This is a genomic window from Olleya sp. KJ81-1 (assembly GCF_055808135.1).
Genome location: NZ_CM147854.1, coordinates 465,644 through 481,330 on the forward strand (window position 1 = coordinate 465,644; position 15,687 = coordinate 481,330).

Below are 15,687 nucleotides of genomic sequence, written 5' to 3' on the forward strand. Positions count from 1 at the left end.
AAGGTTTTATGTTGTTTGTAAATGTAATAACCAGCAATTTTAGGTCTAATATCGCTTAAGTAGTTGGTTTAAAAATTATTTTTTAATTAAATAATCAGGATAATTAATCCAAAAAAATATTGGCTTATCTTGCAGCGTTTTATTTGTAGTTATTACAAGTAATATAAAAAGTTATAAAAATGAATAATAATCGTAATAACGAGGATAAAGTCGCTCAAATTAATAAAGTAATAGATCATTACTTTGCGACTAATACAGATAAAGATTGGATACCAGCAAAAGATATCATGTCTGATTTAATAAAAGCAGGTGTTTTTGTAAAAGATCAAAAAAAGGGATTACCACTTAGAAAAATCCTGAGAGTATTAGATAAAGAGGACAACCTAAAAGCTATACCAAGGGTACATCCAGAACGTGCTGAAGCAGCAACATATTGGTACTTTTTAAGAGAAGGTGCTACATTTCCGGAAAACGAAAATATTAGTACAGTTTCTAAAAAAGACGTTGCTAAAGCTAAACGCGAAAGTACAGACGAGTTTTACATCATTAATTTATGTGATGAGGTTTTAAAGGAAGAAGCATCACGTAAGCATACCTTTGCTTGGTTGTTTGGAGATATGCATAAAAAAGGTAAAACAAGAACATTGTTACCTGTAGCTGCTTTTTATAAAGACGCTAATTTAGTCATTGAATTTGCTGAAAAGAAAAATAAAACCGAAGCGCAATTAGAAAAATTAGAAGCGTTAACCACAAGTGGTATCACTAGAGGTCAACAAATAGAAAAGTATAATCACAGAAGAAAAGAAATGATTTCTAAAAAGGATATCAATTTAGTGACCATTGATTACACTTTATTTGAAACGGATAACAAAGGAAAATTAAAACGCAACACTACAGAGGATGTCGCATTACTAAAAAAATCCTGAAAAATTATATTCAGTAAAAGCAATTTTAAATAATACATTTAAAAAGGTCTAATCTAATACTTATAGGTTAGACCTTTTTTGTTTTCTGTTATTAATAGTTTTAATTCAAATCAAGTTTAAAAGTTAAAGTCGTATGTCAAATAAACAGTTTATTATATTTTTAGATGGTTATTGTAATAAATAAAAAGTCACTACAAAATGTCAAATAGTATAATTGAGATTAAACGAATAAAGCAATACGCTAATAAAGCTAGAGCAATCGAAATTTATATAAATAACAAAAAAATAGATACTATTAGAGATGGAGAAACCAAATCTTTTCAAGTGGATACTATTCAAAATGAAGTGTATGCAAAAATTGATTGGTGCAAAACAAAACCGCTTAAAATTAACACAAAACAAAACGCTATATCAAAACTAGAATTAGGCTCAAATCTATCTGGCTTTAAATTATTGTTTGCTTTTTATTACGTGATTTTTAAAACGTCAGAATATCTATATTTAAAAAAATATAAGTTGATACTCAAAACGTAAATTAAATAATTGCTTTAAAATTAATGTCAATGAATACCACTGAAAAAGCATTAAAAGAACGTATTAAGGAGTTAACTTGTCTTTATGAGGTATCTTCAATAATAGGAAATGCAAACGAAGAGCTAATCGAGGATACTCTGCAAGCCATAGTGTTTAGCGTCAAAAAAGGATTTCAGTATCCTAAAAAAACAAACATTCAGATTCACACTGAAAATAATAGCATTTCAACCGCTAATGCTATAAAAAGTACCATTAGTATTCAATCTAAAATAAAATTATTTAATGAAGAAAAAGGGCAGTTAATTGCCTATTTAAATCAAGAACAGTATTCCCAAAAGGATTTTTTAAACGAAGAGCAATTACTGTTAGATAATATAGCTTTAAAAATAGGAAGTTTTCTAGAACGTATCGAAATTCAGAAAAACGAAACATCTTTGAAACGTCAGATGGAACATGCAGACCGTTTAAGTATTTTAGGCGAAATAACAGCTGGAATAGCACACGAGTTAAATACACCTTTGGCTAATATTTTAGGCTTTGCAGAGCTGCTAAAAGAGGATTTTAAAACAGATAAAAATGCCTCTCAGGATATAGATAAGATTATTAAAAACGCCATATTTTCTAGAGAAGTAGTTAAAAAATTAATGTTTTTTGCTTGCGAAATGCCTCAGGAAATGAAAGAAGTAAATTTGGTGCCTAACATTAAAAGTGCCATAAATTTATTAGATGCTACTTTTAGAAAAGAAGAGGTCAAATACATTGTTAAAATAGAAGAAGAAAACTTATTACTGCGCGCAGATCCAATACAATTAACCCAAATTATTTTTAATCTTCTAATTAATGCTATTTATTTTTCACCAAAACAAGGGTTGGTCACTATTGAGGCTAAAACCAGTAAAAAAGCAATTGTTTTAAAAATTAAAGATGAAGGTAAAGGTGTTAATCAAGCAGATTTAGATAAAATTTTTCAACCCTTTTTTACCACCAAACCTATAGGTGACGGTTCTGGATTAGGACTAAGTGTTGTCCATGGTATTGTGGCATCACATAAAGGAACTATTACCGCAAAAAATAATAAAAATAAAGGCGTTACCTTTACCATAACACTCCCAAAATAATATTTTCTAATGCAATTACGTAAAGAAAACATACTTATAGTTGACGACGATATTAATATCCTTGAGTTATTACAACGTCATTTACAATCTTGGAATTATCATGTGTTTAAAGCGGTTTCTGTTAAAGAAGCGGTTAGTATTTTAAGGGATTCGACTATAGATTTATTAATAACCGATTTAAAAATGCCAGAGTTGGATGGCTCAGAGCTTATTAAATTTGTGTCAGAGCATTATCCTAAATTACCTAAATTAGTGGTAACAGGTTATCCCTCGGTTCAGGATTCGTTGGCTGCCATAAAATCAGGTGTAGTAGATTATTTAACCAAACCATTTACTAAAGACGAGCTTAAAATGGCGTTGGACAAATATTTGGTAAATGCAGATAATCTAGCACAATCATCTAAAAATTCAGTAATTAATAATAATAAGCCTTACGGCGAAATTATAGGTCATTCCGACAAAATTAATACTGTAATTCAAGTTATTGAACGTGTTAAAAACAACAAAGCAACAGTTTTTATTAAAGGTGAAAGCGGTACAGGTAAAGAGCTTGTCGCACGTGCCATCCATTACCAAGGTAAGTTTTCTAAAGCGCCTTTTGTCGCAGTAAATTGTGGTGGAATACCAGAAAATTTACTTGAAGCAGAGCTATTTGGATATTTAAAAGGTGCGTTTACAGGAGCAGAAACTAATCGCGAAGGTTTTTTTCAAGCAGCAAATGGAGGTACTATTTTTCTAGACGAAATTGGTAATGCTTCATTAACTGTGCAATCCAGACTACTACGTGTTTTACAAGAAAAAGAAGTGGTAAAAGTAGGATCTACAAAAGCTGAAAAAGTAGATTTACGAATAATTGCGGCAACCAATAGTGATTTACGCGACATGATTCAAAAGCAAACTTTTAGGGAAGATTTGTATTACAGATTAACAGTAGTAGAGATAGATGTGGCTCCTTTAAGACAGCGCAAAGACGATATTAAATTATTGGTTGACAAGTTTTTATTTAAATATGGCGTCGAGTATAAAGATGGTTATGTAAAAATAACTCCAGATGCTTTAAAAATATTAGAGCGTTACGATTGGCCAGGAAATATTAGAGAACTTGAAAACATTATACAACGTGCAGTGATATTAAGCGATAAAACCGTTGACGTTAGTCATTTACCAGAGCATTTAAAGTATACAATACAACACACTTCAGACACCTTACAACCTTTAAAAGTTATTGAAAAGCAATACATAGAAAAAGTATTAAGAGCAACTGGAAACAATAAAACTAAAGCTGCCAAAATTCTTCAAATAGACAGAAAAACAATTCGTCAAAAATTATCTGAATAAGCTTTTTAAAACTGGTGCGTTTTTACCCAGTTGGGTAATTATGTGCCACTCGTTATTTTATATTTTAAACTATATTATTCTATAAACCCTTTATTTTAAAGGGTTTTTTGCATTTGTAGCAGTGTGTGCATTTCCTTTGGCACAAGCATTGCAAATTGGTGTATAATCGATTATAAATTTTACACCTATGAGTCATTTTAATATTTGCCCAGATTGTATCCATCGCAATTCTTGCGTATTGACAACCCAAAAAGATAACGTTTGGTCTTGTAGCGAGTTTGATGCCTTTAAACCAAACCAACCAACTTTACAACAAGTAAAACAACCAGAACAAGAGTTAGTTTTAGTTTAATCATTTAATAATAAAAGCTATGTTTTTTAACACAATAGTTTCAGTATTTGGCAGTAAAAATTCTTTAGAAAAAAATCTAATAAAAGCCAAGCTAGAGATAAGTATATCTCACAAAAATATCACGAAAGATCAATAATCAATCGCTATTTCAAATAAAATAATAAACACTTTACAATGACAACAGTAACAGCAGATTTGAAAAAAGTAACAAAAAAAGTACCTGTAAGAGGTATGATGGATAATGTAATGGAGCAGTTTAACAGTGCTGCAGACCATATTAATTTACATCCAAATATTAGAAAAATATTAAGCATTACTAACAACGAGATTTTAGTCAACTTTCCGGTAAAAATGGATAATGGAGACGTCGAGATTTTTACAGGTTATAGAGTGCAACATAATAATGCATTAGGACCATATAAAGGAGGTTTACGTTACCATCCAACAGTGGATATTGATGCTGCTAGAGCATTAGCGATGTGGATGACCTGGAAAACATCATTAGCAGGTTTGCCATATGGTGGAGGTAAAGGTGGTATTAAAATAGATCCTTCAAAATATTCGCAATCAGAGTTAGAGCGTATTACAAGACGTTTTACGTTTGCGTTAGCGGATAATATTGGGCCAGAGCATGATATTCCTGCTCCAGATGTTAACACTAGTAGTCAAACTATGGCATGGATTGCAGATACTTACATGAGTACGCGTCCACCAGCAGAACGTACTGCAAATCAACATGTAGTAACAGGTAAGCCTGATGCAAGTGGCGGATTAGAAGGACGTGACAGAGCAACTGGTTATGGTGTGTATTTGTCCATTAAATTTTGGGCAGAAAAAAGCAATACTAGTTTAGTTGGTAAAAAGTTTATTGTTCAGGGATTTGGTAATGTTGGCTATTGGGCAGCTCATTTTTTAGAAAAAGATGGTGCAAAATTAGTAGCAGTACAAGATGCTTCTGGAAGTATTCAAAATCAAAATGGTATCAAGGTTGAAGACTTATTTAAATACAGTCAAATTAACGATGGTAGTATTGTAAACTTTCCAGACTCTAAAACAGTAGATAGCAATAAGTTTTTTGCTTTGGATTGTGATATCTGTATTCCTGCTGCCTTAGGAAACCAAATTACTAAAGAAAATGCACCAAAAATTAAAGCAAAATTAATTGCAGAAGGTGCTAATGGACCTACAAATGTTGAAGGCGAAAAGATTTTATTAGAAAGAGGTATTACAATTATACCTGATATTTTATGTAATTCTGGAGGTGTTGTAGGTAGTTATTTTGAGTGGTTACAAAACCGAAATGGAGAGATTTGGCAATTGGACGAGGTGATGGCCAAATTGGATAAAAAAATGAATGAATCTTTTAATAAAGTGTTTGATTATGCTATAAATGAAACTGTGGATTTACGTACAGCTGCATTTTGTATAGCCATACAACGTATAGAAAAAGCATACATACAAAGAGGGATTTTTCCTTGATTTTAAAACAAAGAAGATGAAGTACGGAAGTTTAATATTAGAAAAAAAGAGTATGTGTACCTAAAACGCATACTCAATATTTCGGGTTATGGAGATGATACAAGCGTCACTAAATCTTTAGTAAAGTTATCAGAAGAGTTAAAGACTGCACAAATTGTAAATGACGACCAAGTACCAGAGGATATAGTACGTTTTAATAGTATAGTGACTATTGCGTCGGATAATGGTTGGGAAAAAGAATTACAAGTGGTTATACCAATGGACAAAAACGTGGCACTTAACAAAGTGTCCGTTTTAGCTCCAATGGGAGCAGCGCTTTTAGGCTATTCTAAAAATGATACAATTGATTGGGATTTTCCTGGTGGAGCACAAAAAATTAAAATTATTGATGTCCAAAAGCAGGAGGATTTAAAAGGTGTTGATATAAATATTTAAAACAGATTATTATGAAAACAGAAAACATACAAATTTTTGATCATGATACTAATGTAGATGTGACACATAAAATTAATACAATGGAGCTAGACAATTGGATTAATCATTTAAAGTACATAAAAAAAGAATTGTCTAACCTTATCAATATTTGTAAAAACGAATTAAAAGATAAGTTAGATGACAAAAGTGTAGCAAATAAATTTGAGAAAAAAGAGATAGAAAACGAAACGCTTTTAAACGCCTTAAATACCTATTCTAAATCAAGATTAAATATCATCGAGTGTGAAGACACGCAATGTGATATGATATACATCACAGAGCATGAAAGTTATAGACGCAGTTACCTGTATCATTTAGATAAATACAGAAGACTTAAGGACGAGTTTTTTAATAAAGTACAAGGTAAATTCACGCTTTTAAAAGTTAATTAATAATTGAATACAGCTTCAGCCTATAAAATAGAGACGCACAGACGCGTGTGCTTAGTTAAAGATTGTAAGGAGGCCAATCATTGGATTTCTGTACTAGAATTAGCGGTTAAAGAGTTTGAACATTTTTATGTTATAGAAAAACAACTAATAAAAAATATTGAGACATCTAATAATATGTTGGCTTTACGCAGAAAATTCACCTTAAGCATGGCTGATTTTTGCAAATATGAACAAGAGATTATAAATGAAATAGAATACGGAAAGACAGAATATAATGATAGTCGTGCCAAGGTGCACGAATTAAAAAGGCAGCAGTATATCCAAATTTTAAAAGAGCTTCATGACTTTAGAATTAGGTTTTATACTATGCTAGCAAGGTATAAAAGGTAGCTAAAGTAACGGTAGTTATTTAAACGTTAACTCAGTTAAAAGTATAGGCTAAATATTAATTTAAAATGTAATAAGATGAAAAAAATATTGATTCCAACAGATTTTACTTTAAATAGTTTTCAAACTATAGATTATGTGATAAAACTATTTAAAAACGAAACTTGCGACTTTTATTTTTTAAATACTTATTCATACAATGTTAATGGTTTAGATGCTATACAAATGCTTCAAGCAGACGACGATTGGTTTGATAAGCCTAAACAGAATGCACTAAAGCAATTAGGTAAACTAGTTGAGCGCTACACTTTAAATTGTACAGCATTAAATCATCAGTTTTTTGCAATATCTGACTGTTCTGATTTAGTATTAAGCATTCAAAAAAACATTAAACAGTTAAGTATAGATCTGGTTATTTTGACAAGTAAAAAGGAACAAAATCTAGGAAAAATCACAAAAAATATAGTCGAAAAAATCAGATGTTGTCCAGTATTAATAGTGCCTCCACATGCTTCAGCAAGTAATAAGATTAATATAACTATTGCCTCAGATTTTAAACAGCAAATAAATACGCGTCAAATAGACAAGTTTTTAAATATTTTGGAAAACACCAATTTAGAAATTACAGTTTTAATCTTAGCAAAACAAAATGCTATAAGCGATTGCGCATCTAACAATTTAGAGACTATGCTAGGTTATCTAAAAGAAATTTCAGGACATACAGCAACATTACACTACACAGCGTCTTCTTATAATTTAAAGGCTTATGCGCAATCGCATTTAGATGGTATTATGTGTATAATTGATAAAAAACCGCATTTATTAAGAAAAATGGGAGTGTTTAAATCAGACATTTTTTCAACCTTAAAACAACTGCACACTAACACTGTTTTAACTGTTCACCAATAAAAATTTTGTTATGAGTAACCGAAAATTTAATGGTCTTATCATTGTAATTACAATCATAATTATTACAATATTATCTTTAATGGTACCACCACCAATTATGTAAAAGTAATTTTAATAGCACATAAGCAATAGTATAGTTTAATTACGTAGTATAATTTAACCATACAAAGTTGTATATTGCTTAATGCTTAAATTTAATCCTAATAATTGGTATAACTTTAGTAAACCCTTGTTTTTACTAGGTTTATTTATGTTGTTTACTAAATCTGTAGCACAAGATTTACCTCCTATACAATATTTTTCTCCCAAACAATACCATGCCGAAAATCAAAATTGGGAAATTACCCAATGTAAGAGCAAACATATTTATGTCGCAAATTCTAAAGGATTATTAGAGTTTAATGGTTCAGAATGGATTTTATATTCATCACCAAATCAAACCATTATAAGATCTGTTAATGTTGTTAGTGATAAGGTGTATACAGGTAGTTATATGGAGTTTGGTTATTGGACCAGAACAGATGTTGGCGATTTAAAATACACCTCACTTTCTAAAAAAATTAGAAGTACTTTATTGGAGGACGAGCAATTTTGGAAAATAACTCATTTAGATGATTGGATATTGTTTCAATCGCTCAGTCGCATTTATATTTATAACACTAAAACCGATAAATTTAATATTACAGAATCTAAAGCTGGTATAATCAAGATGTTTATGGTTGATAATAGCATTTATTATCAGGATAGAATAGAAGGATTATTAAAATTGGAAAATGGACAACCTAAAGCTATTTTACAATCTAATTATTTTAAAAATAAGATAATAGCTGGTGTTTATACACTAAAAAACAATTTGCTTGTTGTTACTCAAAATCATGGGATCGTAACAATAAAAAACAATTTAGTTCAAGACTGGAATGCTAATTTAAACTCACAATTAAAAGATTATCGCATATACAGTAGCCTTCAATTAAATGACGATAGCTTAATTCTAGGGACTATCTCTAACGGAATTATACAAATTGATGCTAACGGTAATATTTTTCAAAAAATTAGCCAAGCCAATGGATTAGGCAATAATACTGTGTTGTCAATATTTCAGGATATAGAAAGTAATATTTGGCTAGCTTTAGACAATGGTATAAACTGTGTAAATATTAACTCTCCTTTCAGAATATTTAACGATGATCAGGGTGTTTTGGGTACTGTTTATACCTCTTTAATTTATGACAACACGTTGTATTTAGGTACTAATCAAGGATTGTTTTATAAAAAAGCAGATCAAACAGCGTTTAAACCTGTAGTCAATACTAATGGTCAAGTATGGAGTCTTAAAATTATTGATAACCAATTGTTTTGCGGTCATAATTCTGGCACATTTATAATTAATAACAATGTAGCAAATCGTATTGCATCAGTAGAAGGTACTTGGGATATTAAAACAATTAGTGATAATCCAAACTTATTAATACAGGGTAACTATAATGGTCTTAATATTTTAGAAAAAAAAGCAGGTTTTTGGCAATTTAGAAACAAGATTGAAGGATTTAATAATTCGTCTAGATTTTTTGTATTTTCTAAAAAGGATGAAATATTAGTAAATCATGAGTATAAAGGTGTTTTTAAAATTAAAATAGATTCAGATTACACAACTACAACACAAATTTCTAAAATTGAAACTTTAGAAAAAGGCTTATTTTCTTCATTAACAACAAGTAACAACACGTTGTATTATGCAACAGATAAAGGTGTTTTTAAAAAGCACTTAGAGGATAATGCATTTGTTAAAGACACTGTTTTAAGCAATATTTATAAAACGCAAGGCTATTCTTCGGGTAAAATTATTACAGATCAGGCAAATAATGCACTATGGTTAATTACTAAAAAAGGGATTAATTACGTAAGTCCAGGTAAATTAAGCACAACGCCAGATATTTCCTTTATAGCGTTGCCAAGTTCGCTTAGGGAAGGTTTATCAGGTTACGAAAGCATCTTTAACCTAAAACCTAATTTATATCTATTTGGGACTTCTAAAGGTTATATAACTTTAAATCTTTCTAAAATAAAACCTAAAACGTATCAAGTTGAAATTAATACAATAAATAAAACACCTCTTCAAAAGTCTAAACAGTTAATTAGCTTAAAAGTTGAAATTATTTTTAAAAATAAAGAGAATAACATCGAAATTAAATACAGTGTTGCAGAGTATGATAAATATTTAGAAGCTGAATATTCGCATAAACTAGATGGGTTATATAATGATTGGAGTAGTTGGAATACTAATGCAGAAGTATTATATAAAAATTTACCTTATGGCGAATACACTTTTGTTGTAAAAGCCAGAGTAGGAGGTGTAGAAGTGACTAATCAAGACAGTTTTACATTTAGAATAGACAAGCCTTGGTTTTTATCCAACATTATGATAATGGTCTATTGTGTGATAGGTTTCATTAGTATTCTTTTAATAAATTATTTTTATAAACTGTATTACAGAAAGCAAAAAGAAAAACTAGTCCTAAAATCAAAACGTGAGTTAGAGCTTAAAGATTTAGAGACTAAACAACAATTAATGGCTTTAAATAATGATAAATTAAGACAAGAAATTAACAATAAAAACCGAGAATTAGCAATTTCTACCATGAGCTTGATTAAAAAGAACGAATTTTTAAATACAATCAAAAGCGAGCTAAATGAAAAAGTAGAGAGTGCTAATCTAAAATCTGTAATTAGGATTATTGATAAAAATATTAATAATAAAGATGACTGGAATTTGTTTGAAGAAGCATTTAATAATGCAGATAAAGATTTTCTTAAAAAGGTAAAAACCAAACATCCAGCCTTGACATCTAACGATTTAAGATTGTGTGCTTATCTAAGATTAAATTTATCATCAAAAGAGATCGCTCCTTTACTTAACATTTCTCCAAGAAGTGTAGAGGTCAAACGATATCGTTTGCGTAAAAAGATGGAATTAGAGCATGATGTTAATTTAACAGACTACATCTTAAGTATATAATAACACTACAATTAGTTAAAACACCTATACATTACCACAACAAATCTATTTTTACTTGTAATAATGGGCTTTCATAATATAAATGTTAAAATAAGGTTAATGCTTGTTTTTAATGAGATTTATATAATTAAACCAACTTTTTTTGTGATGTATGTTTTTTGTTGCGGTTAAAATTATCAAATCAGCATTATATCTGCATAAATTTGATAAAAGCACAAAAACTTTTAAACATGAAAAAAACTTTTTTCTCCTTTTTGTTATTCTTAATGACTTTCTCTGCTTTTGCTCAGGAGTATATAATAACAGGAAATGTAACTAGTCAACAGGATGGATTACCTATTCCTATGGTTAATATACTAGTTAAAAATACATCCAATGGTGTAACCACAGATTTTGATGGTAATTATACTATTAATAACGTATCTAAAAATTCAACTTTAGTTTTTTCCTATATAGGTTATAAAACAAAAGAGGTAGTAATAACTAATGGTAATCCAGTTAATGTGCAACTAACTGAAGATGTTGAGGCACTAGAAGAAGTGGTTATTATAGGGTATGGTTCTCAAAAACGTAAAGAAGTAACAGGAGCAGTATCAACGGTTTCTAGTGAAACTATTGAAGCACTTAAACCTACACGTATAGAACAAGCCTTACAAGGTCAAGTAGCTGGAGTTAATATTACATCACAATCTGGTGCTCCAGGTAGTGCATCTAATATTAGAATCAGAGGTATATCCACTAATGGTGACAATAGACCACTTATTTTAGTAGATGGTAATGTTATTGAAGATTTAAGTGTTGTAAATCCAGGTGATATAGAAAGTTATACAGTACTTAAGGATGCCACAGCAGGTATCTATGGTGTAAGAGCTGCCAACGGAGTTATTTTAATTACTACTAAAACTGGTCGCAAAAATAAACCAATGACATTTCAGTATGATTCGTATGTTGGTTTTCAACAAACGACTAGAAAAATACCATTACTAAATGCTACAGAGTATGCTTTAATTAAAAATGAAGCTGCTGCAACTAGCGGAAGTACTTTACCTTTTCCTGATACATTTGGATTAAATAAAGGAACAGATTGGCAAGACGAGGTATTTGAAACTGCACCAATATTTAACAATGCTATTACTGCAAGTGGTGGTACTGAAAAATCTACCTACTCTTTTGGAGCGTCTTTATTAACTCAAGATGGTATTATAGGAGGTAGTAAAGCTAATTTTACGCGTTACACAACACGTGCTAATTATGGATTAGAGATTATTAAAGGTTTAAACTTAAAAGCTAATCTTATATATACTGGGACATTAAGAAAAGCGTTACCTGAAGGTGGCTTAGGGTCTGTTTTATTTAATGCAGTTAACTTTGCACCAACAGATGCGCCAAGAGACGATAATGGAAATTATACGTCCTCAGCTAATTATCCAATTGAGGTGGTAAATCCATTAAAGCAAATCGAAAATACATTTAATAGAACAAAAGTGGATAAACTAAGTGGTGTTTTTGGGTTAAACTATAAGTTTTTAAATGGCTTTAGTGCAGAAGCTAACTACCAATGGAACTACTCAGAAGTTAGAACAAGAGGTCTTAACCCTATAGTAGAATATGGAAATGGTTCTGTATTTGATAATACCGAAAATTTACAATTCACAGAAGGTATAAACTTTTTTAGAGATTATACGTTTGATGCTTTTGTTAATTATGAAACATCTTTAAATGATGAGACTCATAATATTCAAGCAACTTTAGGAACGTCAATTTTTAAATCAACAGGAGATTATTACTTGACTATTGGAGACAATATGCCTGAAAACACTGTATTTAGCGATGCTGATATTAATGATGCAACTACAATAACAGACCCTTACGCTCAAATAAGTAATCGTTTTTTCGATTCTAGATTATTATCCTATTTTGGAAGATTGCAATATAACTACAAAGGAAAATACTTATTCTCTGCAGTAGTTAGACGTGATGGTTCGACAGCATTTGGACCAGAAAACAAATTCGGAATTTTCCCTTCAGGTTCAATTGGTTGGGTTGTCTCTGACGAAGATTTTTTATCCAATAGCAATACCATTGATTTCTTAAAACTTAGAAGTTCATATGGTGTTTTAGGAAATGATAGGATTCCTGGTTTTAGATTTGAATCATTATTAGATGGTGAAGGTGTTTATGTTTTAGATGATGCATTAGCGCTTGGTACTGCAGTTGGTGCGATATCTAATCCAGAAATTAAATGGGAAGAGCAAAAAGCATTTGATGTAGGTTTTGAAACAAGATTATTTAATAACAAAATAGATATTACTGCAGATTATTTTAAGCGTACTACAGAAAACTTATTACTTCCTGTTGAAAGTTCGTTAATTTTAGGAGGAGCTGCTCCAGGATCAGGTAATCCTATTGTAAACGCTGGAACAGTAGAAAATAGTGGATTAGAGTTTGCAATATCTTACAAAGATCAATTATCAGATAATTTCAAGTTTAATGTAAGTTATAATATTTCAACTTTAAATAATAATGTAGTTGAAGTCAATAATAGCATAGGTTATGAAGTTGGAGGAAGCTTTGGTATTGGTCAAGCCAATCCACCTTCTAGAATGCAAGTAGGACAGCCAATAGGTGTGTTTTATGGAATGCAAACCAATGGAATTTTTCAAAACCAAACCGAAGTTGATGCACATCCTTCACAATTAGACTTAGGTGCTAACGCACAACCTGGTGATTTAAGATTTGTGGATGTTAACCAAGATGGAGTTATTGATGCAGACGACAGAACATTTATAGGTAACCCAATTCCGGATGTTACAATGGGTTTAAATTTGACTTTTGATTATAAAAACTTTGATTTTCAAACTTATTTCTTTGCGTCAGTAGGTAATGATATTGTAAGAAACTATGATAGAAACAGCGCCAAAACTAATCTTACAAGTTATGTTTTAGATAGATGGACTGGACCAGGAACATCAAACACAGATCCTAGAGTAACAAATAGCGCAACTTCTAATAGTGTATTTTCAGATTATTTTGTTGAAGACGGTTCATTCATCAGAGCTCAAAATGTACAACTAGGATACACATTTAATCAAGATAAATTACAAAATATAGGATTGGATAATATCAGGGTTTATGCGTCTGTAAGTAATGCTTTTACATTAACAAAATATAGAGGTTTTGACCCAACGACATCAAATGGAGCTTCAATTGGAGGCGGAATTGATAGTGGTTTTTACCCAAACCCAAGAACATTTTTAATCGGAACAAACGTAAAATTTTAAACAATGAAAAAAATAAAATATATAATCGTCTTTTTAGTTTCGACTTTTACAGTAATATCGTGTAGTGATGATTTTGTGGATGTCGCTTCTCAAAATGAAAGTTCAGAAAACTACTTTAATTCAGAGCAAGATTACCAAGATGCTTTAATTGGTGCTTATGATTTGTTACAATCAACCTATTTAAATGTTATGTTAGGCGAAATCGCTTCAGATAATACTTTAGCTGGTGGTGAAAGTGCTACAGATGTACCTGGAATACAGCAAATTGATGATATGATTCACACTGCTAATAACGAGCAGTTACGCTCAATTTGGGGCTGGATGTTTGCAGGTGTTAATCGTGCAAATTACATCTTAGAGTTTCAGGACAAAATAGATTTTAGCGGAAAAGAAAATGTTTTAGCACAAGCTAGATTTTTAAGAGCCTATTACTATTTTGAATTAGTAAAATGGTTTGGAGATGTGCCTTTAGTAGTTGATCAACGTTTCTTGTTTGGAGATCAATTTGAAGTGGACCGTACACCTAAAGCATTAGTTTATGCGCAAATTGAATTAGACTTAATGTATGCAGCAGATAATTTGCCATATACGCAAACACAATTAGGACGCGTAACTAAAGGAGCTGCTGAAGCATTATTGGGTAAAGTATATTTATATCAAAATAAATTTGGAGCTGCTGCTCTTGTTTTAGAAGACTTAATAAATTTTGGACCTCATGATTTAGTAGCAGATTACACAACCATTTTTGAAAACGATAATGAGAATAGTATCGAGTCTGTATTTGAAGTGCAATATGCAGATTTAGAAGGTGCAGGCTTTGGTTGTTTACAGTGTAGTGAAGGTAATGTGGCTGTTGGTTTTAACGGAATCCGTAATTATAATGGACCATTGTTTGATTCTGGTTTTAGTTTTAATGTGCCAACTCAAGAAGCTGTGGATGCTTTTGAGAGTGATGATCCAAGATTAGACACTGCAATCTTAGATATTAATGCTTGGGCTACTGCAACAGGAGCAACTTTTGGAACAGGTAATGAGCACACAGGGTATTATAACAGAAAATATATAGCGCGTCAAGGCGATTCTAATATTGGTGATCAAAACTTGACCAACCCTAATAATTACAGAGCCATTAGGTATGCAGACGTCTTATTAATGGCTGCAGAAGCTTTAAATAGAGGGTCTATAGCAGATGACAGAGCTCAAAATTATTTAAATCAAGTTAGACAACGCGCATTTGGAGATATGGATCACAACATTACAGCTACAGGTAGTGCCTTAACAGATGCTATTTACCAAGAACGTCGTGTGGAATTAGTAGGTGAAGGACATCGTTTTTTCGATTTAGTTAGAACAGGTCGTGCAGCTTCAGAAATTGATGGTTTTACGACAGGTAAACATGAGGTTTTTCCTATACCACAAATAGAAATAGAGTTAACAGGTAATCGATGGACACAAAATTCTGGTTATTAAAAAAATAAATA

The 15,687-nt window shown here is 31.0% G+C and carries 13 protein-coding genes; all 13 read left to right on the forward strand.

The window, feature by feature from the left end; all coding sequences use genetic code 11:
* The first annotated feature begins 179 nt into the window (after positions 1 to 179).
* On the forward strand, positions 180 to 926 hold the full coding sequence (locus tag AC0L3M_RS02205; RefSeq protein WP_473431669.1) for a hypothetical protein: 747 nt from the start codon (positions 180 to 182) through the stop codon (positions 924 to 926).
* Between the two features lie 198 nt (positions 927 to 1,124).
* Positions 1,125 to 1,460 carry a hypothetical protein gene (locus AC0L3M_RS02210; protein ID WP_473431670.1) on the forward strand — a complete coding sequence of 112 codons (336 nt, stop codon included), beginning with the start codon at positions 1,125 to 1,127 and terminating at the stop codon, positions 1,458 to 1,460.
* Between the two features lie 29 nt (positions 1,461 to 1,489).
* Positions 1,490 to 2,578: a sensor histidine kinase gene (locus tag AC0L3M_RS02215; protein WP_473431671.1), complete on the forward strand. Its 1,089-nt coding sequence runs from the start codon at positions 1,490 to 1,492 to the stop codon at positions 2,576 to 2,578.
* Between the two features lie 9 nt (positions 2,579 to 2,587).
* Positions 2,588 to 3,916, forward strand: a complete 1,329-nt coding sequence (locus tag AC0L3M_RS02220; protein ID WP_473431672.1) for a sigma-54-dependent transcriptional regulator — start codon at positions 2,588 to 2,590, stop codon at positions 3,914 to 3,916.
* Between the two features lie 187 nt (positions 3,917 to 4,103).
* Positions 4,104 to 4,268 carry a hypothetical protein gene (locus tag AC0L3M_RS02225; protein WP_292949298.1) on the forward strand — a complete coding sequence of 55 codons (165 nt, stop codon included), beginning with the start codon at positions 4,104 to 4,106 and terminating at the stop codon, positions 4,266 to 4,268.
* Positions 4,269 to 4,442: 174 nt separating this feature from the next.
* Positions 4,443 to 5,747 carry a Glu/Leu/Phe/Val family dehydrogenase gene (locus AC0L3M_RS02230; protein WP_292949296.1) on the forward strand — a complete coding sequence of 435 codons (1,305 nt, stop codon included), beginning with the start codon at positions 4,443 to 4,445 and terminating at the stop codon, positions 5,745 to 5,747.
* A 54-nt stretch (positions 5,748 to 5,801) separates the two neighbouring features.
* The gene (locus AC0L3M_RS02235) at positions 5,802 to 6,182 is read left to right on the forward strand and encodes a GreA/GreB family elongation factor (RefSeq protein ID WP_473431673.1); all 381 of its coding nucleotides are present in this window, start codon (positions 5,802 to 5,804) and stop codon (positions 6,180 to 6,182) included.
* An 11-nt stretch (positions 6,183 to 6,193) separates the two neighbouring features.
* Positions 6,194 to 6,613, forward strand: a complete 420-nt coding sequence (locus tag AC0L3M_RS02240; protein ID WP_292949293.1) for a hypothetical protein — start codon at positions 6,194 to 6,196, stop codon at positions 6,611 to 6,613.
* A gap of 3 nt (positions 6,614 to 6,616) precedes the next feature.
* Positions 6,617 to 7,003 carry a hypothetical protein gene (locus AC0L3M_RS02245; protein ID WP_292949291.1) on the forward strand — a complete coding sequence of 129 codons (387 nt, stop codon included), beginning with the start codon at positions 6,617 to 6,619 and terminating at the stop codon, positions 7,001 to 7,003.
* A gap of 75 nt (positions 7,004 to 7,078) precedes the next feature.
* Positions 7,079 to 7,909 carry a universal stress protein gene (locus AC0L3M_RS02250; protein WP_473431674.1) on the forward strand — a complete coding sequence of 277 codons (831 nt, stop codon included), beginning with the start codon at positions 7,079 to 7,081 and terminating at the stop codon, positions 7,907 to 7,909.
* A gap of 184 nt (positions 7,910 to 8,093) precedes the next feature.
* Positions 8,094 to 10,925, forward strand: coding sequence for a helix-turn-helix and ligand-binding sensor domain-containing protein (locus AC0L3M_RS02255; protein WP_473431675.1), 2,832 nt, complete (start codon positions 8,094 to 8,096; stop codon positions 10,923 to 10,925).
* Positions 10,926 to 11,155: 230 nt separating this feature from the next.
* Positions 11,156 to 14,206, forward strand: coding sequence for a SusC/RagA family TonB-linked outer membrane protein (locus tag AC0L3M_RS02260; RefSeq protein ID WP_473431676.1), 3,051 nt, complete (start codon positions 11,156 to 11,158; stop codon positions 14,204 to 14,206).
* Positions 14,207 to 14,209: 3 nt separating this feature from the next.
* Entirely contained in the window at positions 14,210 to 15,676 is a 1,467-nt protein-coding gene (locus tag AC0L3M_RS02265; RefSeq protein ID WP_473431677.1) for a RagB/SusD family nutrient uptake outer membrane protein, read from the forward strand.
* Positions 15,677 to 15,687: the final 11 nt, after the last annotated feature.

Excerpts from the sequence above, each read along its gene's own strand:
- AC0L3M_RS02220 (WP_473431672.1), top strand. The coding sequence starts at position 2,588 with ATGCAATTACGTAAAGAAAACATACTTATAGTTGACGACGATATTAAT.
- AC0L3M_RS02225 (WP_292949298.1), top strand. The coding sequence starts at position 4,104 with ATGAGTCATTTTAATATTTGCCCAGATTGTATCCATCGCAATTCTTGC.
- AC0L3M_RS02250 (WP_473431674.1), top strand. The coding sequence starts at position 7,079 with ATGAAAAAAATATTGATTCCAACAGATTTTACTTTAAATAGTTTTCAA.
- AC0L3M_RS02210 (WP_473431670.1), top strand. The coding sequence starts at position 1,125 with ATGTCAAATAGTATAATTGAGATTAAACGAATAAAGCAATACGCTAAT.
- AC0L3M_RS02230 (WP_292949296.1), top strand. The coding sequence starts at position 4,443 with ATGACAACAGTAACAGCAGATTTGAAAAAAGTAACAAAAAAAGTACCT.
- AC0L3M_RS02205 (WP_473431669.1), top strand. The coding sequence starts at position 180 with ATGAATAATAATCGTAATAACGAGGATAAAGTCGCTCAAATTAATAAA.
- AC0L3M_RS02240 (WP_292949293.1), top strand. The coding sequence starts at position 6,194 with ATGAAAACAGAAAACATACAAATTTTTGATCATGATACTAATGTAGAT.
- AC0L3M_RS02215 (WP_473431671.1), top strand. The coding sequence starts at position 1,490 with ATGAATACCACTGAAAAAGCATTAAAAGAACGTATTAAGGAGTTAACT.
- AC0L3M_RS02265 (WP_473431677.1), top strand. The coding sequence starts at position 14,210 with ATGAAAAAAATAAAATATATAATCGTCTTTTTAGTTTCGACTTTTACA.
- AC0L3M_RS02260 (WP_473431676.1), top strand. The coding sequence starts at position 11,156 with ATGAAAAAAACTTTTTTCTCCTTTTTGTTATTCTTAATGACTTTCTCT.
- AC0L3M_RS02255 (WP_473431675.1), top strand. The coding sequence starts at position 8,094 with ATGCTTAAATTTAATCCTAATAATTGGTATAACTTTAGTAAACCCTTG.